This window comes from Hymenobacter negativus, from assembly GCF_016056375.1.
In the GTDB taxonomy this organism is placed as follows: Bacteria; Bacteroidota; Bacteroidia; order Cytophagales; family Hymenobacteraceae; genus Hymenobacter; species Hymenobacter negativus_A.
Genome location: NZ_JAEDAE010000004.1, coordinates 245,879 through 268,086, shown reverse-complemented (window position 1 = coordinate 268,086; position 22,208 = coordinate 245,879). Strand labels below are relative to the sequence as shown.

The following is a 22,208-nucleotide window of genomic DNA, read 5'->3' as shown; positions in this document are numbered from 1 at the left end:
ATCTGCAAATAGTTTGAAGCGTTTTCAGTCTTTATCCGAAGTTCGTAGCGAGCTGACGGCGGGCACCACGTCCTGCCGCCAGCTCGTTGAGTATTACCTGGGCAACATCGAGCGCCAGAACCCCACCCTCAACGCTTTCTTAGAAGTGTGGCCCGACGAGGCCCGCGCCCAAGCCGACGCGGTGGATGCCCGTCTGGCCGCTGGCACGGCCGGCCCGCTGGCCGGCATGGTCATCGGCATCAAGGACGTGCTGGCCTACGCCGGCCACTCGCTGCAAAGCAGCAGTTTGATGCTGGATGGCTTTAAGTCGCTCTACACCGGTACGGCCGTGCAGCGTTTGCTCGATGCCGATGCCATCATCATCGGCCGCCAGAACTGTGACGAGTTTGCCATGGGTGGCTCGAACGAAACCTCGTATTTTGGTCCTGCTCGCAACGCGTTGGATTCCAGTCGCGTGCCCGGCGGCTCGTCGGGTGGCTCGGCCGTGGCCGTGCAGGCCGATATGTGCCTGGCTTCGATTGGGTCCGATACGGGCGGCTCGGTGCGCCAGCCGGCCGCATTTTGCGGTGTGGTGGGCTTCAAACCGACGTATTCGCGCATTTCGCGTTACGGGCTGGTAGCTTTCGCTTCGTCGTTCGACCAGATTGGTCCCATTACCCGCTCGGTAGCCGATGCCGCCTTGCTGCTCGAAGTAATGGCCGGCCCCGATGGCATGGACAGCACCGCCAGCCAGCGCGAAGTGCCCGCCTACAGCCAGCAACTCACGCCTGCCGCGCACTACCGCATCGGCTACATTGCCGACGCTGTGAACAGCGAAGGCCTGAATCCCGAAATCAAGGCGGCGATGGAAGCCCAACTCGACTCGCTGCGCGGCCAGGGCCACGTAGTCGAGGCGGTGGAGTTTCCCTATCTCGATTTCATGATTCCGACCTACTACATCCTCACCACTGCCGAGGCCAGCTCCAACCTGGGCCGCTTCGATGGCGTGAAGTACGGCTACCGCGCCCCGGATGCCACCGACCTGGAGTCGCTCTACAAAAAGAGCCGCGCTCAGGGCTTTGGGGCTGAAGTACAGCGCCGAATTCTGCTCGGCACCTTCGTGCTCAGCGCCAGCTATTACGACGCCTACTACACTAAAGCTCAGCGTGTTCGTCGCCTGATTAAGGAAAAAACCGACGAGCTGCTGCGCCAGTACGATTTCCTGGTGCTGCCTACTACTCCCACCACGGCCTTCAAAATCGGGGAGAAACAGGACCCGGTGAGCATGTACCTGGCCGATATTTTTACGGTGCAGGCGTCGTTGGCGGGTGTGCCCGCCATTTCGGTACCGGTAGGGGAGGATGCGGCCGGCTTGCCCATCGGCTTGCAGGTGATGGCCGGCGCTTTCCGCGAGGCGGAGTTGCTGGCTTTTGCCAGTGCCCTCACCGAAGAAGTAGTGGCTTAAAGCTTATTATTTAGGCGCTGAGCGGCGTATCGCCGACTGGTTGCATAGAATGCCCCGGCCTGCTGGCCGGGGCATTTTTGTTGGCAGGTCAGCCAGAAAGCGGTGGGCTGCGTATCAGAACTTTTTTGAGAGTATCTCTACAAGTTCTTTACCTATGTTCTATCTTAGTGCTATGAAGCAAGGGTTTAAGCAAGCGAAAACCTATCGGCCCCGCCCTTTGTGGCTGGGGTTGGCGCTGCCTTTTCTGTTGTTACAGGGCACCGCTGCCAAGGCGCAGCAAATGCCGCAGCGCGATTCGACGGGCCGGGTAATTTCCACAATGCCAGCGCTGTTAGGCGACACCGTACGCGTGCGCCTGGAACTGCAGCCCGATTCGTTGGTGGCCGTGCCCGTGACGCCCGGCGTCATCGACTCGGCCCGGCTGGAGTGGCTGCGCACGCCGCCCACCATGCGCGACCTGGTGTGCGACCGCGTGGGCTGCTTCGAAACCGAAGCCCCGCACCAGTTCAACAACTCGGTGATGGCCTACGTCACCCTATTCACGGCCCGCAACCGCAGCTACATGCAACGCGTGCTGGAGCGCGAAAACCTGTACTTCCCGATTTTTGAGAAATACCTGGCGCAGTACAACCTGCCCCTCGACCTGAAATACCTGGCCGTGGTGGAGTCGGCCCTAATTCCGACGGCTAAGTCGCCAGTGGGCGCTACTGGCCTGTGGCAGTTCATGGGCCCCACGGCCGGCGACCTGCGCTTGAAGCGCGACGAATGGATTGACGAGCGCATGGCCCCCGAAAAAGCCACTGAGGCTGCCTGCAAGCACCTGCGCTACCTCTACGGCGTATTTCACGACTGGGAACTGGTACTGGCTGCTTACAACTGGGGCGCGGGCAGCGTGCAGCGCGTGATGCGCCGCACCGGCAAAAAGACGTTCTGGGACTTGTATCCGCACATGCCAGCCGAGACGCGCAACTACGTGCCCACGTTCACAGCCATCATGTACAGCATGAAGTACGCGGAGGCCCACGGCCTCCGCACGCCCACGCTGCGCTACCAATACGCCGAGCCGATGGATACCCTCAGCCTGCGCGGCCGGGCCTTCGACCTGCGCCGTTTGAGCCGGGCCTGCGGCTACGAGGATTCGCTCTACCTCACGCGTTTCAACCCGGAGCTGCGACGGGCGGCGCTGCCGGCCGGCTACCGGCCCTACGTGGTACGGTTTCCGGCGGCAGCGGCCGTGCATTTCGGCGATGCTGACCGTAATACGCTGCTCGATTATTGCCAGCCGGCTACCGAATTGCCCCGGCCGCTGGCCTTCCTGCCGCCCCGCCTCGACGGTGTGGAGCCGTGGGTGAACCGCTCGCTGCTGGCTGCCACCACCGGCCCACGGGCCGAGTCCGCTGAAGCTGCGCCCCGCTTCCGGCGTGTGCCGCACAAGGTGAAGCGTGGCGAAACCCTGGCCAGCTTGGCCGAACGGTTTGAAGTGAGCCAGAGCCAGTTGCGGCGGTGGAATGAACTGCCCAAAGGCCGGCCCCTGAAGCCTGGGCGCGAGTTGGTGGTATTTGTGCCCATTCCAACGGCGGCTCCCAGCAAGGCGATAGAAACGGTAGTGGTACCCACCGTTGCGCTGGCTCCGGCCGCGCGCGTCCGCCCGACGGTATCGGATGAGGAAGCGGCTGCCCGCCGCGAGCAGGCCGAGGCTAACGCCCGCGAAGTAGCGCGGCTGCAGGAGCTTGCCAGGCAGGAAAAACTACAGGATGTGCGCCTGGCCGCCATCAAGCAGCGGCAGGCGGTGCAGCAAGCCGCCGCAGAGGCACAGGCCCGGATTGCGGCCCGCCGCCTGGCGCAGACGCAAGCCGCCGAAACCAAGCGCAGCGAAGCCAAAACCACCGTTGCAGCATTAGCGCCGGAAGCCGACGAAATAGACGAACCGACCTCAGCTACCGACGCCGAAATCGGCCCTTACACCGTGCGTAAAGGCGACAACCTCACCAAGCTGGCCCGCGAGCATAACGTCACCGTGGCTCAGCTAATGGCGTGGAATAAAATGAGTTCGACGGACGTGGTGTTGGGCCAGCGGTTGGTATTCCGTGCGCCCGCCGGGGCAGAAGAAGCCAGCGAAGCACCGCGTAAATCGACTAAGTCGACTGCACTGGCGGCCGCTGCCAAGCCAGCCAGGACGGAAAGCCGACTGGAAACGCATAAAGTCCACTTGGTGCAACCCGGCGACACGCTGTTCAATATTTCGCGGCGCTTCGGGGTGAGCGTGCAAACGCTGCGCGAATTCAACCACTTGGCTTCGGATGAGGTGAAGCTGGGCCAGAAGCTGCTGGTGCCGCAGGGGTAGGGCGCCATCGCGGACAATAAATTAAAAAGTAAACCCGGCCTTGCTGCGCTTTTCGCGGTAATTTCGCCTTAGACGGCCGCGCTGCCCGCGCGGCCGTTTTCATGTTTGAAGAATTCCCGATGCTCAAAATAAACAAGCAAGACGCCCTCAACTACCACTCGCAGGAGCCCGCCGGCAAGCTCGAAGTGGTGCCCACCAAGCCCATGAGCACCCAGCTCGACCTCGCGCTGGCCTACTCGCCCGGCGTGGCCGAGCCCTGCAAAGCCATTGCCGAAAACCCCGACGATGTGTACAAATACACCGCCAAGGGCAACCTGGTGGCCGTTATCTCGAACGGCACGGCGGTGCTGGGCCTCGGCAACATCGGCCCCGCCGCCAGCAAGCCGGTGATGGAAGGCAAGGGTGTGCTGTTCAAAAAGTTTGCGGGCATCGACTGCTTTGATATTGAGATTGACGCTACCGACCCGGACGAGTTTATCCGCATCGTGAAGTCGTTGGAGCCCACGTTTGGCGGCATCAACCTGGAGGACATCAAGGCGCCCGAGTGCTTCCGCATCGAAACCGAGCTGCGGGAGAAGATGAACATTCCGCTGATGCACGACGACCAGCACGGCACGGCCATCATCACCTCGGCCGCGCTGCTGAACGCGCTCGAAATCGTGGGCAAGAAGATTGACGAGGTGAAGCTCGTGGTGAGTGGGGCGGGCGCGGCGGCCGTGTCGTGCCTGCGCCTGTACCTGGCGTTGGGCCTCAAAAAAGAAAACATTGTGGTGTTTGATAAGGACGGCCTCATCCATGAGCGCCGCACCAACCTGGCACCCATTCAGATGCAGTTTGCCACCAACCGGGCGGTGAACAATCTCGAAGAGGCCATGGAAGGCGCCGACGTGTTCTTGGGTTTATCGGCGGCCAACGTGCTGCCCGCCGGCCTGTTACTGAAAATGGCCGATAACCCCATCGTATTTGCCCTGGCCAACCCCGACCCCGAGGTGAGCTACCAGTTGGCCATGGCTACCCGCGACGACCTGATTATGGCCACCGGCCGCTCCGACCACCCCAACCAGGTAAACAACGTGCTGGGCTTCCCCTACATTTTCCGGGGGGCGCTGGACGTGCGCGCAACCGAAATCAACGAAGCCATGAAGCTGGCCGCCGTGCACGCCCTGGCCGAGCTGAGCAAGGAGCCCGTGCCCGAGATGGTGAACAAAGCCTATGGCGATAACACGCTGGCCTTTGGTCGTAATTACTTGATTCCAAAGCCGCTCGACCCACGCCTCATCACTACTGTGAGCCCAGCCGTGGCTAAGGCCGCGATGGAAAGCGGCGTGGCCCGCGTGACGATTGAGGACTGGCACGCCTACGAGGACCAACTCCGCGCGCGCCTCGGCGTGAACCAAAAACTGATGAACCGCATCACCTCGGCGGCCCGCGCCAACCCCAAGCGCGTGGTGTTTGCCGAAGCTGATAACTACAAGATTCTCAAAGCCGCTCAGATTTTGCAGGACGAGGGCGTTTGCATGCCCATTCTGCTGGGGCCGCAGGAGAAAATCGAAGCCATTGCCCGCGAAAACAGCCTCGACCTCGAAGGCTGCGAAATCATCAATATTCTGAAGCAGGACGCCAAGCGCGATGAATTCGCCAACCTGCTGTACCAGAAACGGCAGCGCCGCGGCATGACGCTCTACGAAGGCCGCCGCCTGATGCGTGAGCGCAACTACTACGCCGCCATGATGGTGGAAACCGGCGAGGCTGACGCCTGCATCACCGGTCTCACCAAGGACTACGGCAAGAGCATTATCCCTTCGCTGCAGGTTATTGGCACCGAGGATGGCGTGAAGCGCGTGTCGTCGATGTACATCATTCAGCACAAAAAAGGCCCGTACTTCTTCGCCGATACCACGGTGAACATCAACCCCACGGCTGAGGAAATGGTCGAGATTATTGGCCTCACGGCCCGCGCCGTGCGCTTCTTCGACGCAGTGCCGCGCGTGGCCGTTATCAGCTACTCCAACTTTGGCTCGAACGCCGGGCCACTGCCCGAGAAAACCCGCCGCGCCACCGAGCTGGCCAAACAGCGCTTCCCCGACCTACTCATCGACGGCGAGATGCAGGCCAACGTGGCCCTGAGTCCTGCGCTGCTGCAGGAGCACTACGGCTTCTCACCACTGGCCGAGAAAGGCGCCAATACCCTGATTTTTCCGAACGTGGAGTCCGGTAACATTGCCTACAAGGTGCTGCAGGAAATCAGCGGTACGGAGGTAATCGGGCCAGTGCTGATGGGCATGCGCAAGCCGGTGCACATTCTGCAGCTCGGCGCGAGCGTGCGCGACATCGTGAACATGGCCGCCATTGCGGTGGTGGACGCCCAAACGGGCAGCCGGGCGCTGTAAAGCAGCCGCTGAATACAGTCCGAACGTCATGCCGGGCGTAGCCGAGGCATTTTGCGTGCAATAGTAAACCTCCTTCGATTGGATTGCTGCTGTCCGCGGGATGCCTCGGCTACGCCCGGCATGGCCGTTTTGTGGGGCCTACTTTTACGGCCTCATATCTTCTTCATTTCACCCAATATTTTTGGCCGAAAAGCCAGTAAATTTGGGAGATAAAAACTGGAAACTAGTGTTGCCAAAGCAGCATTATTATCCCTCTCTTCCTTCTTTCGTTGGCTTATGATTGCCTACCTCGACGGTAAACTCGCATACAAAGACGCCACCCTCGCCATTGTCGACATTCTTGGCATCGGCTATGAAGTCCGCATCTCGCTGGCCACCTATTCCAAGCTTCCGGCCGAGGGTGCGGCCACCAAAATCTACACCTACCAGCACATCAAGGAAGACGGGCAGACGCTCTATGGCTTCCTCGACCCCAACGAAAAAGCGCTGTTTATGCAGTTGATTTCGGTGTCGGGCATTGGGCCGGGCACGGGCATTGTGATGGTGAGCAGCATGAGCGTGGGCGAAATCCGCGACGCCATCGTGAACGAAAACGTGCGCGCCATCCAGGCCATTAAAGGTGTGGGGCCGAAAACGGCCCAGCGCGTGATTTTGGAGCTAAAAGACAAGCTACGCAAGGACGAACTGCTGGCCAAAGCCGGCGTTGATACCGTGCCACTGGCCCGCCAGCACAATACGCACCGCGCCGAAGCGTTGCAGGCCCTGGTGACCCTCGGCTTTGCGCGGGCCGCTGCCGAGAAACAGCTGGACCAGATTCAGCACAAACACGGTGGGGAGCTGAGCGTGGAGGAATTGATTAAATTTGCTTTGAAGTCGCACTGAGTCGTGACGCGGGTTTTTAGCCCGCGTCGTTGCACGGGTTGCCTCAGCTGGCTTGCTATTGTATTTGAAATGCCGTGCCTGACGCGGGCCGTTTGGCCGGCGTCATTATCCACCTATCCTGCTTGAAATCCGGACAGAAATTACTCCCCACTTCGGTTGTTGTGGTTGCGTCGTTGCTGGCGTGGTGGGCCCAGGCCGCACCCATTGCCGGCCGGCGCGCGACCGGCCTGTGGCTACGCGCCAGCCGGGCCCTGGCCGCCGATACGCCCCGACCCATCAAGGCACTGGCGGATACCACGGGCCCGTACAAACCGAGCCGCCGGCCCCGCGTGCGGGCGCATGACCGGCCGGGCAGCCCCTTTGGGCCACACCGCCGCGAATCGCCGCTGGTGTTGCCCTTGCCCAAGAACGTAAAACTGAACGTTGCGGTTGACGACAGCCTGAAACAATTCGACGTGAAGGAAACCGTTGGCAAGGACGTTGATTACCGCGACCCCAGCTTGCTGAGCTATAAGCAGTACACGGAATTTCAACGGCGTCAGGCTATTAGTGACTATTACCGACAGAAGGCCAAGGGCGGCATTACGGGGCCGACGGCGGCGCCCGGCACGGCCCAGGCCCAGCGCCTGATTCCGAAAATTTACATGGGGCCGATTGCCAACCGGATTTTCGGGGGCAGCTACGTGGATATCCGGCCGGCAGGCTCGGTCACGCTCAAGTTTGGAGCGCGCTTCAATAAAAACGAAAACCCGGCTCTGACCCTGCGCCAGCAGAGCGTGGGCGACTTTTTGTTTGAGCAGAACATCAACGTCAACCTGTCGGGGGCCATCGGCACCAAGCTCAAGCTGGTGTTCAACTACGACACCAAGGCCGCGTTCGACTTCGACAACCAGATGAAGTTCGACTACGCGGGCGAGGAAACGGACATCATCCGCAAGGTGGATTTGGGCAACGTGAGCCTGCCGCTCACCAACTCGCTGGTGCAGGGCGGGCAGAACCTGTTCGGCATCAAAACCCAGATGCAGTTTGGCAAGCTGGGCGTGACGGCCGTGGCCGCCACCGTGCGCGGCACCGCCGACGAGGTGCGCATCCAGAACGGGGCGCAGAGCCGGCAGTACGAAATCAAAGCCAGCCAATACGAGAAGGACCGGCACTTTTTCCTGGCCCAGTTCTTCCGCGACCGGTACGACCAGGCCCTGCGCAGCCTGCCCACCATCCAGAGCCAGATTACCATCAACCGGCTGGAGGTGTACGTGACCAACGACAACCGCACCACCGAAAACCTGCGCAACGTGGTGACGCTGATGGACTTGGGCGAGCCGTTCCGGTTATATCAGGGCAAGTACCGCACCGGTAATCCTACTATCCAGTCGCCGGCCAATAACCCGGCCAACACCGAATTTGCTACCCTGACTGCTGCTGGCGCTACGCGTGACAATATTGCGGTCGACGACTTTCTGCAAAGTCCCGCTGGCCAAGGCCTGACCAAGAACGTGGACTTTGAGCGCGTGCGAGCCCGCAAACTTGATACCCGCGAGTACACCTTCAACGCCCAGCTTGGCTACCTGAGCCTGAACACCGCCCTGCTGCCCGACCAGGTGCTGGGTGTGAGCTTTGAGTACATCTACAATGGCAAGACCTACAAGGTGGGCGAACTGTCTGGCGACTACAACAACGTGACGCCCGACCAGGTCATCTTCCTCAAGATGCTGAAGGCCAGTAACCCCGGCGTGGGCATTGCCAACCCGGCCCTGAACCCACAGAACCCCAACCTGCTCACGCTGAACACGCCGACCTGGGATTTGATGATGAAAAACATCTATCCTCTGAACGCCTCGCAGCTGCAGCGCGACAACTTCCAGCTGCAAATCATTTACAAGGACGACGCGACGGGCGTGGACTTGATTTCGCTGAAGGAAGGCGCGCAGGTGACCAACCGGCCGCTGGTGGAGGTGCTTAACCTCGACCACGTTAACTCCAACAACGACAAGATTCCGGACGGCAACTTTGACTACTTCCCGGGCATCACAATTGACCCTGAACTGGGCAAAATCATCTTCCCGAACGTGCAGCCGTTCGGCTCGTTCCTGCAAAGCAAGTTTGCGGGCGAGCAGCAGCTGATTGATAAGTACGTTTACAACGAGTTGTACAACCAGACCCAGAGCGACGCCCAGCAACGGCAGGAGAAGGACAAGTTCTTCCTGCGAGGGCGCTTCCAGGGCGGGGCGGCTTCAGATGAGATTAATCTGCCGGGAATTGGCATTGCGCAGGGCTCGGTGCGGGTGCGCTCAGGCTCGACGCTGCTCACGGAGGGCACCGACTACCAGGTGTTTTACGACCAGGCCAAGGTGAAAATCCTGAACCCGGCCTACCTGAACTCAGCCAATGAGCTGCGGGTTGAATTCGAGAAAAATGCCCTCGTGCAGGTGCAGCCGCGCAAGCTGCTGGGCGTGCGCCTCGACTACCGCCTGAACAAGGATGTAACCATTGGCGGTACGGCCCTGCACCTGCTGGAAAACCAGGCCCCGGGCATTAACCGGGTGAACATTGGCGACGAGCCGGGCAACAACACCATCATCGGCCTCGACGGCAGCATTCGGAAAGACAGCCGGGTGCTGACCAAGTACCTCGACATGCTGCCCTTTGTGTCGACAAAGGAGATTTCGACCATTGCCTTTAGCGGTGAGTTTGCCAAGCTGCTGCCGGGCCGCTCGCAGCTGGGCAACGGCGAGAATGGCGTGTCGTACATCGACGACTTTGAGAATGCGCGCACGCCCTACACCCTGGGCGGGCTGGCGTCTATTCCGGCCTGGCGGCTGGCTTCTACGCCGCTGCCCATCAAGAACAGCTCGGTGGGCGGGCTGCCCTACAACTACCAGCGCGCCAAGCTGGCCTGGTACACCGTGGACCAGAGCTACTACACGGGCGGCGCCAGCGTGCCGGGCAACATCGGGGCCAACGACCTGCTGAACCACTACACCCGGGGCATCAAGCGCGACGAGGTATTCCCAAACAAGGACCTGGGCTCGACCGGCAACGGCTTCGAATACAGCTTCGACCTGGCCTACTTCCCCAGCGAGCGCGGCCCGTACAACTACAACCCGAACGTAGACAACAACGGCAAGAAGTTTACGAACGGCGAGCGGCCCGAAGACAAGTTTGCCGGCGTGAGCCGGGCCATCACCTTCGATACCGATTTTGACAACGCCAACATCGAGTATCTGGAGTTCTGGATGATGGACCCCTTCCTGAAGAGCACCAACCCCAACGCCCCGGCCGCCCGGGTGAACATCACCGACCAGGACGGCAACGACAAGGCCAACGTGACCGGCGGCGACTTCGTCATCAACCTGGGCAACGTGAGCGAGGACGTGCTGAAGGACGGCAACCAGCACGAGTTTGAGAACGGACTGCCCGTGACCAACGACCCGCAGGACGTACAGGACAACACCAACAACACGGTGTGGGGTCGCGTGACGCGCCAGCAGTTCCTGACCGATGCCTTCAACGCCGCCCCCGGCGCCCGCACGGCGCAGGACGTGGGCCTCGACGGCCTGAGCGACGACAACGAGAAGAATTATTTCAGTAATTACCCCTCCACGCTGGGCACGGTGGCCCCGGTGTACGGCACGCTGCCCGACCCCTCGGGCGATGACTTCCGCCACCACCTCGACCCGAGCTACGACCAGAACAACACCAAAATTCTGGGTCGTTATAAGAACTACGACGGCTACGACGGCAACTCGCCCGAAAACAGCCAGCTCAGCTCCACTGCCTTTCCTGATAAGGAGGACCTGAACCGCGACAACGTGGTGCAGGACGTGGAGCGCTACTACGAGTACAAAATGTCGCTGCGGCCCGGCGGTCTTGCTGTTGGCTCAAACTACATCATCGACAACGTGAAGAATAACGTGAACGGTGAGGAAGTGAACTGGTACCTGTTCCGTATTCCGATTCGGGAGGGCTACAAGGTGCAGGGCAATGGCGGCAAGGACTTCGGTTTCAAGTCCATCCGTTTCCTACGTATGTACATGACCAACTGGCAGGACCCCGTAGTGCTGCGCCTGGTGCAGCCCCAGTTTGTGGCCAACCAGTGGCGCCGGTTCCTGTACCCCATCGTGGATTCGCGCCAGGGCAACACCGCTCCGGGCGGTACCCTCACCGATGCCGATGCCTTCAACATCTCGACGGTGAGCGTGGAGGAAAATGGCATTGCCGTGGGCAACGCAAAAATCCCTTACGTGTCGCCGCCCGGCATTCAGCGCGACAAAGAGTACGGCAGCAGCAGCACCTCGCGCCTGCAAAACGAGCAAAGCCTGCGCCTGGCCGTGGTGAACCTGCGCGACGGTTTTGCCAAGGCTGCCTACAAGAACATCACCATCAACATGCTGCGCTACAAGCGCCTGCGCATGTTCCTGCACGGCGACTCGGACGACCCCACCACACTTAGCGGCGACGTGCAGGCTTTCCTGCGCATCGGCACCGACTACAGCCAGAACTACTACCAGTACTCCTTGCCGCTGAAGCTGACCGCCGTGGGCGACCAGACCCCTGATGGCGTGTGGCCCGTGGAAAACCGCATCGACGTAGGCTTTCAGGACTTCATCGATGCCAAAGCCAAGCGCAACCAGAGCGGTGCGTCGCTGCTGATTCCCTTCACGGTAACGTTGGATAACGGCGCGACCATTACGGTGGTGGGCAACCCCGACTTCTCGGCGGTGCAGGGCGTGATGCTGGGGGTGCTGAACCCCACCGACCCCAGCACGGCTGAGAAAACCGTGAACCTATGGGCCGATGAGTTTCGCGTGTTCGACTTCGAGCAGCAGGCCGGCTACGCCGCTACTGCTCGCCTCAACGTGAAGCTGGCCGACGTGGCCAACGTGACGGCCACGGGCAGCTTCACCAGCGTGGGCTTCGGCGGCTTGCAGGACAAAGTGCAGCAGCGCTCCGTGGACGACGTGTTTCGCGGTGACCTGAACACAACCGTGGCGGTGGAGAAATTCCTGCCCCCGCAGCTGAACCTGCGCCTGCCGGTGCTGCTCCAGGTGGGTCGCGAAAGCCGCTCGCCGCTCTACGACCCCCTCGACCCCGACACCAAGCTGGAGCAAAGCCTGCAGAAATTCAAGGACCCGATAACCAAAGAGATAAACACGGCTGCCCAGGCCGAGTACCGCAAAAAGGTTATCGACCAGACCACCAGCCGCAGCATCTCGGTGCTGAACGTGCGCAAGGAGCGCGCCCTGCCCAAACCCGGCGCCCTGCCCGCCAAGCCCAAGCCCTGGGACATCGAAAACGTGGCCCTGAGCTACTCGCTCACGGACCGCCTGCACTCCGACATCCGCACCGACCGCGACTACACTAAGGCCTACACCGCCGCCGTGGCCTACGTGTACCAGACCACCCCCAAGAACTACACGCCGCTGGCTAGCATCAAGGCCCTGGACAACCCGTACCTGAAGATTTTCCAGCAAATCAATTTCACGCCGCTGCCCTCGCGCTTCTCGTTCCGCACCGACATTGACCGGCGCTATAACGAACGGTTTCTGCAGCGCGTGCTGAACCCCGGCGAAGTGCCCAGCACCGACGGCATCGCGCCGGTGGTGCAAAAGTCTTTCTTCATCAGCCGCATCTACGACCTGAAGTGGGACTTGACCAAAAGCCTGATTTTTGACTACACCGCTACCAACCGGGGCGTGGTTGATGAAGGTACGGGCCGGACCATCGGGGTGAGCGACGATGCCATTCGCAACCGCAGCCAGCTGCAGCAAAACCTGCTGCGCGGCGGGCGCACCGTCAATTTCAACCAGACGGCCGCGCTCACCTACCGGCTGCCGCTCGATAAATTCCCGCTCACCGACTGGCTGAGCGCCGACACCCGCTATGCCGCCACCTACAGCTGGCAGGCCGCCGCTCAGGGCCAGCGCGCCCTCAACAACCCCACCAGCGAAACCGATACGACGACTTACCGAATCAACGTCGGCAACACGATTCAGAACAACGCCGAAATCAGCGCCAACGGCAAAATTGACCTCGTGAAGTTGTACAACAAGGTCAAGTTTTTGAATATCATCAACAACGCGCAGCCGCCCCAAGGCCGGCCCGCGTCCATGCGGGCCAACCTCGGAGATGCCGCAGCGGCCAATCGGCCCGCTCCGGCCGCCGATACAACCCGCGAAAAGCTGCGCTTCGTGAAAGCCGTGCTGCGCTCGCTGATGACGGCGCGTTCCATCAACTTCACTTTCAGCCGGTCCAACGGCACGCTGCTGCCCGGCTACCTGCCCAAAACCAAAGCCTTTGGCCTCGATGAAACGTTTACGGCTCCCGGCCTGCCTTTCATTCTAGGCCAGCAGCCCGGCCTGCAAACCCTTTACGACCGGGCCAGCAGCAACGGCTGGTACACCGACCGGAGCGAGTTCCTGAACACGCCGTTGAGTTCACTGCTCACGCAGACCATCACCCTGCGCACGGCCCTGGAGCCGTTCCGCGACTTTAACATTCAGGTAGATGCACGCCAGCAGAAAGTACAGAACCTCGATGCCTACTACCGGCACACCGTGGATGAGCAGACGCTGATTCCGCTGCGCGATGCTAATAACAACTATCTGCCCATCGTGCCCCAGACGCTGGGTTCAGGCTCGTTCCAGACGTCCACCGTTACGATTCAAACGTTGTTCGGCGACCTTGGGGCCAATGGCGAGACGTCGAAGGCTTTCCAGCGTTTTGTCGATAACCGCCTGATTGTGCGTAATAAGCTAGCCGTGGCCAACCAAAGCCCCAACGGTACCTACGGCTACAACTCGCAGGACGTACTGGTGCAGAGCTTCATCGACGCCTACCACGGCCGCTCCTCCGACGGCTACCAAGCCAAGGAGTTCAGCCCCTTCGCCATGATACCGCTGCCCAACTGGCGCGTCGACTACAACGGCTTTGCCCAGCTGCCACTTATCAAGCAGTATTTCAGCTCGTTCACGCTCAACCACGCGTACTCATCCATTTACAGCATCGGCAGCTATACTACCACCAACACCTACTCGGCCGAGCCCAGTTTCGGCTCGCCGGGCAGCGCGCCGGCTAACCCCTTCCAGGTGAATGCCAGCAACCAGTACCTGCCTTATTACGTGGTGGGCCAGGTAAGTATTGTGGAAACGCTGGCTCCGCTCATCGGCGTCAACTTCCAGACCGTGAGCAAGGTAACCGGCCGAGTGGAATACCGCACCAACCGCACCGTGGCCCTAAACATCACCAACGCTCAGGTCACCGAACTATCGACCAAGGAGTTTGTGGTTGGCTTCGGTTACGCCACCAACAGCCTCAAACTGCCCTTCAAGGTGGGCGGCGAGCAGCGCGTGCTGAAAAACAACCTCACCGCCCGTCTCGACCTGAGCATCCGCGACAACATCACCATCCAGCGCAGCATCATCGACTCGGCCGACCCCGGCAACACGCAGGGCCTGGCGCCGTCGGTTGGCCGCGCCCAGGGGCAGATTACCAACGGCTCAAAAACCTTCCAGTTGCGGCCCACCATCGATTACCTGCTCAACACCCGCCTCAACCTGCAGTTCTACTACAGCCAGACCATCACCACGCCGCGCATCAGCAACGCCTTCCGCAACTCCAACACCGAAGGCGGCATCCAGCTGCGCTACAGCCTGACGCAGTAATGGTGGATTGGTGAGTTGGTAGAATTGATGGGTTGGCAAAGTTCACTGCGTACTTTTGACCGGCAACTCCACCAACTTGCAACTTCACCCATCCACTACTCCACCAACCCACCATCTTATGAACCTGCCCGCCACCCTGCACTACACCAAGGACCACGAATGGATTCGCGTTGAAGGCGATGTTGCCTACGTGGGCATCACCGACCACGCGCAGAAAGAGCTGGGCGACATCGTGTACGTCGACATCGACACGCTTGACAAGGACGTGGCCCAGCACGAAGTATTCGGCACTGTGGAAGCCGTAAAGACGGTCTCGGACCTGTTCAGCCCCATCACCGGCACCGTGCTCGAAGTGAACGAAAAGCTGGCCGACGCCCCCGAAACCGTGAACTCGGACCCCTACGGCGACGGTTGGATGGTGAAAATCTCCATCGCCAAGCCCGAGGAATTGAGCGGACTGCTCAGCGCCGAAGCCTACGGCGAGCTGGTGGGTGCCTAAAAAACTAGCACGGCTTTGGCTTGTGCGCCGCGATGCCTGATTTCGTCCAATCCAAGCCAACACCCCCGCTACCCCGTTCCCGCCGCCCCTACGCCGCTTTGCCGCTGCTGTGGGCCGCCGTGGTGCTGGTTCTTACCCTTACCCCTTCTGATGAAATGCCGCGCACGCCCGTGTGGGAGCTGCTGTCATTCGACACAGCTGCCCACGCGGGCGTGTTTCTGGTTTTGGCGGGGCTAAGCTGGTTCTCGCTGCACCGGCAGAACCGCTGGCCCGTGCTGGCCCGCCACACCGGCTGGGCCGTGCTGGCCGGCAGCATCCTGTTCGGAGCCATCATCGAAGTGTTGCAAATGACCATGAAGCTGGGCCGCCACGGCGATTGGTCGGACTTATTGAGCGACGGCATTGGCGCGGCGCTGGCCGTGGGCGTAGCCGCCGCCTGGACGGCCCGCCAAGCAAGCCGCCGCGTCCGGCCGCTGGCCAGCGGGCCGTGGCTGGTGTTAGCCGCTGCTGCCACGCTCAGCGCCGCTCCGCTGCCCGGACGGGCGCAGAATGCGTTGCTGATTCGGGCCCGCGCCCGCCGCACCATCAAAGCCCTGGCCGCCCCCAGCATGTACGGCCGCGGCTACGTGAAGCAGGGCGAACACCTTGCCGCCGCCTACCTGCGCGAGCAGCTGGCTCAACTCAAGCTAGCGCCCCTGGCCCCCAACTACACGCAGCTCTTCACACTGGATGTAAACACGTTTCCGGGCCGCGTAAGCGCTTCCATTAAAGCCGATGGCCCCGCCGGCAAGATGACCAGCTGGAAGGCCGGCACCGCCTGCATCGCCGCGCCAAACTCGGGCACCGGCACTGCCAAGGGCCGCCTCCTGCTGCTCGATACGCTGGTGTTCACCAAAGCCTCGGTGCAGGCCCGCTACCTGCGCACGCAGTGGGCTGGCCGCATCCTGCTGCTGCGCGCCGCCGATGCCAACCGCCTGCCCACGCTGCCCGCTGCCCTGCGCCAGCGCCTGAACTCCGCCGCCGCCTGGATAACGGTGGTGCCCAAGCTCACCGCCTCGCTGGCCGCCGAGCAAATGCCGCAGCCCCGCGTGGAAGTGCTGGCCGAAAAGGTGCCCATGTGGCTCGATAAAGCCATTTTCGGCGATACTGCCACCGGCGCGCCCCAAGGCCGCACCGTGTGGAGTACCGTGCGCGTCGAAGCTCAGCTTCAGCACAACTACCCGACCCAGAATCTGGCCGCCGTGGTGCGCGGCTCCATCCGACCCGATTCCTTCCTCATTGTGTCAGCCCACTACGACCACCTCGGCATGATGGGCAAGGACGTGTATTTCCCGGGCGCCAACGACAACGCCAGCGGCGTGGCCCTGCTTCTGGAGCTGGCCGCCCACTACGCCAAGCCCGAAAACCGCCCGGCCTACTCCGTAGTCTTTCTGCTTTTCGGGGGCGAAGAAGCTGGGCTGCTGGGCTCCAGCTACTTCGTGGCGCACCCGCTGGTGCCGCTCAAAAGCATCAAGTTCCTGTTCAACCTCGACCTGCTGGGCACTGGCGAGCAGGGCGCTACCGTCGTCAATGGCAAGCTGCTGGAAGCACCTTACCGCCGTTTGGTAGCCATCAACGAGGCCCATCATTACTTGCCCGCCTTGGGTGCCCGCGGCCGCGCCGCCAACTCCGACCACTTTCCCTTCTCCGAAGCGAAAGTGCCGGCGTTTTTCATGTATACGCGTGGCGGCAGCGCCGCCTACCACGACGTGAACGACCAGCCCAAAGCCCTGTCGCTGGCCGGTTTTGCTGGTGCGTTTGGACTGGTGCGCGACTTTCTGAACGAAGAAGGCGCGGTCCCGGCAGCAAAAAAATAGTCGGTGGCCGAACTCACGTTCAACCACCGACTACGGTACTGATTTGCAGGGATATTAACCTTTTGCTTTCAGCGAAAGCATGATTTGCTTGGCGATGGGCTCCCACTCGGGCTTCTGACGGTCAGCACAGTTAAAAGTGCAAATCATCAGCTTGCCCTCCACGTCGGTGAAGAACACCAGCGTATATACCTCGTGGCCCATTTCGGGCTTCATGAATTCGAGGTAGCCCACCTTGCGGTTGTTGATGTTTTTCACACCATCACCGAACCAGGTGGCGTCCTTGTATTGCTTGTGATAAGTCTTGCCAAACGAAGCGGAGTACACGTCCACCATGTCCTGGTCGGCGTCGTTGTCGCTGTAGTTGAAGGCGAGGCTGATGAGGTTGTTATTGGTGAAGATTACGCTCGGGCGGCTCTGGGCTTTGGCGTAGGCGAAGTCCATCTGCTGCTCGGTCATTACCTCAAAGCCCTTGGGAATGAGGATTTCAACCCGCTCGCTGAGCACCCGCTTCTTGACAAGTTCAATTTCAGATGCGGGACGCGCAGCCGTTAGTAAAAGTCCCAGAATACAGAGTAAAAGTGTAGATTTCATACTAATGGGGGATAAGGGGTTGGTAACTAACTGCCTATTTGTAAACCCAAGTTAGATACAATAATCAAATATCCAACTTTGAACGAACAAATATTGTCATTTTTTTTTAAATAACGGTTGGGTCGATAATAAAGTTAACAATAAACGCCTAGAAATCGAGCGGTTGAAGGCATTGTGGCTCAGATGCTGTGCCTACGCAACTTTCCGGCCACGTTGTAAAAGGGTCATTATCAGATTTCAAAAATAAATGGTATAGTCCAATTCGGCGGGTGTATTTTCGGTCAATTGAACCTTTTGCTGGGCGAACGATGAGCCCGCTAAGACCAACATGACAGACTTAAACGCCCGGGTCGGTTTAAAGAATATTATTCAGCTGCTCTTTTATTTTTTCCAGCTCCTCCTTCATGCCCACCACTAAATGCTGCACGGTGGCATCGTTGGCCTTGGAGCCGATGGTATTTATTTCGCGGCCAATTTCCTGGGCCAGGAAGCCGAGCTTTTTGCCCACGGCCTCGTCGGGCTGCAGCACGGCCTGCTCAAAGTAGGCGAGGTGAGCGGCGAGGCGTACTTTCTCTTCGGCAATGTCCAGCTTTTCAATATAGTACAGTACTTCCTGCTCGAAGCGGGTGGCATTGAACTGCTCGTGGCTGGTAAGCTCGGCCAGGTGGCCGGCCAGGCGCTGGCGCACGTGCTCGATGCGGGCGGGGTCGTGCTGCTCTACGGCGGCCAGCTGCTGCCGGATGGTGGCGATGTAGCCCATGATTTCGGCGGTAAGGGTGTGGCCCTCATCTTGCCGAAACTGCTGCATGGCGGCTAGCGCCTGCATCAGCAGCGGCTGGAGCTCAGCCCAGGTCACGTCTTCGGCCACCGGCTCGGCGTCGCGTACCTCGCTGGCGCTGGGGATGACACCGGGCAGGCGTAGGGCAGCCAACAGGGTTTCCTCGCCGGTGGGCAGGCCCAGGCTGTCGGCCACGGCCTGCAGCTCGTGGTAGGCGGCCACCAGGGCTTCGCGATTGAGAGTGGCGGCGGCGCGAGCGGTAGCGGGGCGCACAAAATCGAGGTTGAGGTTGACTTTGCCGCGCAGCAGGGCTTTGGCCACTGTGTTGCGGATTTCGAGCTCGTGCGACAGCAGAAAGCGGGGCAGGCGCAGGGTCAGGTCGAGGGTTTTGGAGTTGAGCGACTTGACTTCGAGGGTGGCAGAGTAGGCGTCGGTTTCGCGGTGGGCCTGGCCGTAGCCGGTCATGGAGAGGAGCATCCGAAAGAGAATAGCGGTGAGCGGGAAACAAGGCCACAAGGCACGGCCGGTGGTTGCGGCTGCAAAGAAACGGCATGCGCGGCGGGTGTAGAGCCGCGGGGCTTTTTGCCTTTCAAAAAGGCGAAAAAGGCCGCAAAAGTAGTAGCTCCCGACGGCCCACAAAGCCCTGAAATCAGGCCGTAACAATAGGACAATATGCGGGCTACGATGCCGTAATAAGGCCCCGGTAATTTTGCTTCATCTAACCAACATGAAGTGTATGCGGTATTATCTACTCGGGTTTTTGTGGTTGTTTGCGAGTGGGTTAGCTTTTGCGCAGCCGGGCACGCTGGCCGGCAAAGTGACCGACAAGAAGACTAGTGAAGGCGTAATCGGAGCCACGGTGCTGGTGACGGGCACCACCTTGGCCGCCCCCGTGAACGTGGACGGCAGCTACACCCTGCCGCTGGAGGCGGGCACCTACAACATCACGATGACCTACGTGGGCTACAAGCCGCTCACCTTTGCTGGCATCACCATCAAAAGCGGCGCAACCACCACCCTGAACGGCACGATGGAGGAAAGTGCCACCAGCCTGACCGAGGTGACCGTGACCGGCGTGAAGCAGACCGGTACCGAAGTGGCCATGATTCAGGACCTCAAAAAAAGCGAGGTAGTGGTGAGCGGCATGAGCAACGACCAGATTGTGAAAACTCTGGACCGCGACGCGGCCGAGGTGGTGAAGCGCATTCCGGGCGTGACGATTCAGAACAACAATTTCATCGTGATTCGCGGCCTGGCCGAGCGGTACAACACGGTGCTGCTGAACGACGCCCTCACGCCCTCGGCGGAGGTGGATACCCGTTCGTTTTCCTTTGACATTCTGCCCAGTTCGGTGATTGACAGGGTGCTGATTTTTAAGTCGGGCGCGCCGGAGCTGCCGGGCGAGTTTGGCGGCGGCGTGGTGAAGGTGTACACCAAGAACTCGGTGCTGGAGAACACGACCAACTTCACCGTATCGGGCTGGGGCCGGGCGGGCACCACGTTCCAGAATGGCTACCAGCAAAGCTCGCGCAGCCCCACCGACTGGCTGGGCTTCGATAATGGCTTGCGCAAGGTGCCCGGCTCCATCGGCGACCAGCCCTACGACAGCAACGCCCCGCTGAACCGTGAGCAGCTGCAGCAGGCCATCGGCGGGCTGCGCAACGAGTGGAAACCCACGCTGACGACGGCCATGCCCGATTTGCGCGCCTCGCTGGGCCTCACGCGCAAGTTTGAAATAGGCCGCGTGTACGTGAGCAATGTGACGGCGGCTTCGTACTCGAATACGCACGAGCAGTACAACGTGCTCCGCCAGCGCCTGGAAACCGGCAGCGGCTCTTATATCTACAACTACAACGACTTACGTTCGCTCTCGGCTAGCCGCCTGGGCGTAATTCATAACTGGCAGGCCCGCCTGAACGACCACAACCGCATCGACTTCCGCAACTTCCTGAATCAGTACGGGACCGACGAAGTAGTGCACCGCACGGGCACGGACTACGCGCAGGGCGGCAACGGCCGCGAGCGCGACAATTACGCCCTGCACTACCAGAGCCGCACCATCTACTCGGGGCAGCTGGGCGGCAGCCACGACGTAGGCGCGGCCAACAATGCCACCGTGACCTGGGCCACGGGCTACAACTACGTGTTCCGCGACGAGCCCGACTACCGCCGCTTCCGCACCGGCCGCGACGTGCCCAACCCCGGCGAGCCGCAGAAGCCGTTTCGGGTGGAAATTAGTCAGGTGGGCTCACAGCAGGACAATTCCACCTATTTCTCGAAGCTCAAGGAAAACACCTACATGGCCAGCGGCCAGTGGGAGCAGCGCCTGCCGGGCCGCGACTCGACGCGGGCCAACCAGTACAAGCTGCGCGCGGGCTTCTACACCGAATATAAGGAGCGCAACTACGCCAGCCGCTTTTTCTCCTACGTGCCCGGCAACGAGGAATTCCATAACTACGGCCTCGATACGCTGTCCATCGACAAGATTTTTGCGCCCCAAAACCTCGACCCCAAAACCGGCTTCGTGCTGAAGGAAGGCACCAGCGACAACGACAGCTACCGCGCCGACAACACGCTGGTGGCCGGCTACCTGAGCGCCGTGGCCCCGATTTCGGACAGGCTCAATATTTCCGGGGGCGTGCGGCTGGAGTATAACCGCAAGTTTCTGCGCTCGGGCAGCCCGCTCACGCCGGCCTATGAGGAGAAGCGCTACTTCCTGCTGCCTTCGCTGAATGCTACGTATAACTTCAACGACCGCAGCCTGTTGCGCCTGGCTGCCAGCCAGACGGTGAACCGTCCGGAGTTCCGCGAAATCGCCAACTACTCGTACTACGATTTCACCAACAACGCCAACATCAAGGGCAACGACACGCTGCGCACGGCCAAAATCTATAACGCCGACCTGCGCTACGAATTCTACCCCTCGAAGTCGGAAATGCTGTCGGTGGGCGTGTTCTACAAGCACTTCACCGATGCCATCGAGCAGGTTACCAACATCACCAACGGCTCGACGCTGGACCTGGGCTACCGCAACGCCGCCAGCGCCTACGATGTGGGCGTGGAAGTGGAGGCTCGCAAAGGCTTGGTCGACCTCACCGAAAATACTTTCCTGCGGCACATCTCCTTCGTGCTCAATGCCTCGGTGGTGAAAAGCCGGGTGACGCTGGTGAGCGGCGACGACAAGTCGGTAGACAATAACCGGCCGCTGCAGGGCCAGTCTCCCTACGTGGTGAACACCGGTATTTTCTACCAGGACGATGAGCGGCGCTGGCAGGTGTCGGCGCAGTACAACGTGATTGGGCCGCGCATCCTGTTTGCCAGCAGCAACAGCCAGAACTTTTCGGTATTCGAGATGCCGCGCCACGTCATCGACCTGGCTGTGACCAAGGGCATCGGCCGGCACCTCGACCTGCGCCTCGGCATTCAGGATTTGCTGAACCAGTACACCCGCCAGTACTACGATTCGGACCGGAGTGGTGGTATCACGAGTGCCGACCGGGGCGCGTTCGGGCGCTTCCGCCGGGGGCAGTATTCCACGGCCGGCCTCACGTATAAGTTTTAACCCATTCCACATTTCGCCTGCTTACAAAGCCCGCCGTGCGCCCCGCATGGTGGGCTTTTTTATTAGCTGCTATCAGGCATCAGCAACACGATATGATAACACGGCTCTAACCCAATGGTAACCCTGAATGGAGCCGGTTGGAGGGCTGCTGACCAGACCTTTGCACCGGTAATCACCACTGCTTTATCACGCGCCAATTTA

10 protein-coding genes are annotated in these 22,208 nt (G+C 60.6%); 8 read left to right on the top strand and 2 right to left on the bottom strand.

Going from position 1 to position 22,208, the window contains the following annotated elements:
* Positions 1-13 precede the first annotated feature (13 nt).
* The 7 genes from gatA (at position 14) to I7X13_RS11640 (ending at position 17,076) form a co-directional block, all read left to right on the top strand.
* Positions 14-1,444: an Asp-tRNA(Asn)/Glu-tRNA(Gln) amidotransferase subunit GatA gene (gene gatA / locus I7X13_RS11670; protein WP_198075625.1), complete on the top strand. Its 1,431-nt coding sequence runs from the start codon at positions 14-16 to the stop codon at positions 1,442-1,444.
* Positions 1,445-1,763: 319 nt separating this feature from the next.
* Positions 1,764-3,788: a LysM peptidoglycan-binding domain-containing protein gene (locus I7X13_RS11665; RefSeq protein WP_198075624.1), complete on the top strand. Its 2,025-nt coding sequence runs from the start codon at positions 1,764-1,766 to the stop codon at positions 3,786-3,788.
* A 119-nt stretch (positions 3,789-3,907) separates the two neighbouring features.
* On the top strand, positions 3,908-6,178 hold the full coding sequence (locus tag I7X13_RS11660) for an NADP-dependent malic enzyme (RefSeq protein ID WP_198069695.1): 2,271 nt from the start codon (positions 3,908-3,910) through the stop codon (positions 6,176-6,178).
* Positions 6,179-6,454: 276 nt separating this feature from the next.
* Positions 6,455-7,060: a Holliday junction branch migration protein RuvA gene (gene ruvA, locus I7X13_RS11655; protein WP_198069418.1), complete on the top strand. Its 606-nt coding sequence runs from the start codon at positions 6,455-6,457 to the stop codon at positions 7,058-7,060.
* 161 nt (positions 7,061-7,221) lie between these two features.
* Positions 7,222-14,721 carry a T9SS outer membrane translocon Sov/SprA gene (gene sov / locus I7X13_RS11650; RefSeq protein ID WP_317191565.1) on the top strand — a complete coding sequence of 2,500 codons (7,500 nt, stop codon included), beginning with the start codon at positions 7,222-7,224 and terminating at the stop codon, positions 14,719-14,721.
* Positions 14,722-14,839: 118 nt separating this feature from the next.
* Complete coding sequence (gcvH, locus tag I7X13_RS11645) at positions 14,840-15,220, top strand: glycine cleavage system protein GcvH (protein WP_198075623.1); 381 nt, start codon at positions 14,840-14,842, stop codon at positions 15,218-15,220.
* Between the two features lie 32 nt (positions 15,221-15,252).
* Complete coding sequence (locus tag I7X13_RS11640; protein ID WP_198075622.1) at positions 15,253-17,076, top strand: VanZ family protein; 1,824 nt, start codon at positions 15,253-15,255, stop codon at positions 17,074-17,076.
* Between the two features lie 54 nt (positions 17,077-17,130).
* On the opposite strand, the gene I7X13_RS11635 is transcribed toward I7X13_RS11640, so the two are convergent.
* The gene (locus tag I7X13_RS11635; protein WP_198069415.1) at positions 17,131-17,667 is read right to left on the bottom strand and encodes a hypothetical protein; all 537 of its coding nucleotides are present in this window, start codon (positions 17,665-17,667) and stop codon (positions 17,131-17,133) included.
* Between the two features lie 355 nt (positions 17,668-18,022).
* Entirely contained in the window at positions 18,023-18,922 is a 900-nt protein-coding gene (locus tag I7X13_RS11630) for a YicC/YloC family endoribonuclease (protein WP_198075621.1), read from the bottom strand.
* A gap of 259 nt (positions 18,923-19,181) precedes the next feature.
* On the opposite strand from I7X13_RS11630, the gene I7X13_RS11625 reads away from it, so the two are divergent.
* The gene (locus I7X13_RS11625; RefSeq protein ID WP_198075620.1) at positions 19,182-22,007 is read left to right on the top strand and encodes a TonB-dependent receptor; all 2,826 of its coding nucleotides are present in this window, start codon (positions 19,182-19,184) and stop codon (positions 22,005-22,007) included.
* Positions 22,008-22,208 lie beyond the last annotated feature (201 nt).

Bases quoted from the DNA above. Each gene is read 5' to 3' on its own strand.
- I7X13_RS11665 (WP_198075624.1), top strand. From the start codon at position 1,764: ATGCCAGCGCTGTTAGGCGACACCGTACGCGTGCGCCTGGAACTGCAG.
- I7X13_RS11660 (WP_198069695.1), top strand. From the start codon at position 3,908: ATGCTCAAAATAAACAAGCAAGACGCCCTCAACTACCACTCGCAGGAG.
- ruvA (WP_198069418.1), top strand. From the start codon at position 6,455: ATGATTGCCTACCTCGACGGTAAACTCGCATACAAAGACGCCACCCTC.
- gcvH (WP_198075623.1), top strand. From the start codon at position 14,840: ATGAACCTGCCCGCCACCCTGCACTACACCAAGGACCACGAATGGATT.
- I7X13_RS11640 (WP_198075622.1), top strand. From the start codon at position 15,253: ATGCCTGATTTCGTCCAATCCAAGCCAACACCCCCGCTACCCCGTTCC.
- I7X13_RS11635 (WP_198069415.1), bottom strand. From the start codon at position 17,667: ATGAAATCTACACTTTTACTCTGTATTCTGGGACTTTTACTAACGGCT.
- I7X13_RS11630 (WP_198075621.1), bottom strand. From the start codon at position 18,922: ATGCTCCTCTCCATGACCGGCTACGGCCAGGCCCACCGCGAAACCGAC.
- I7X13_RS11625 (WP_198075620.1), top strand. From the start codon at position 19,182: ATGCGGTATTATCTACTCGGGTTTTTGTGGTTGTTTGCGAGTGGGTTA.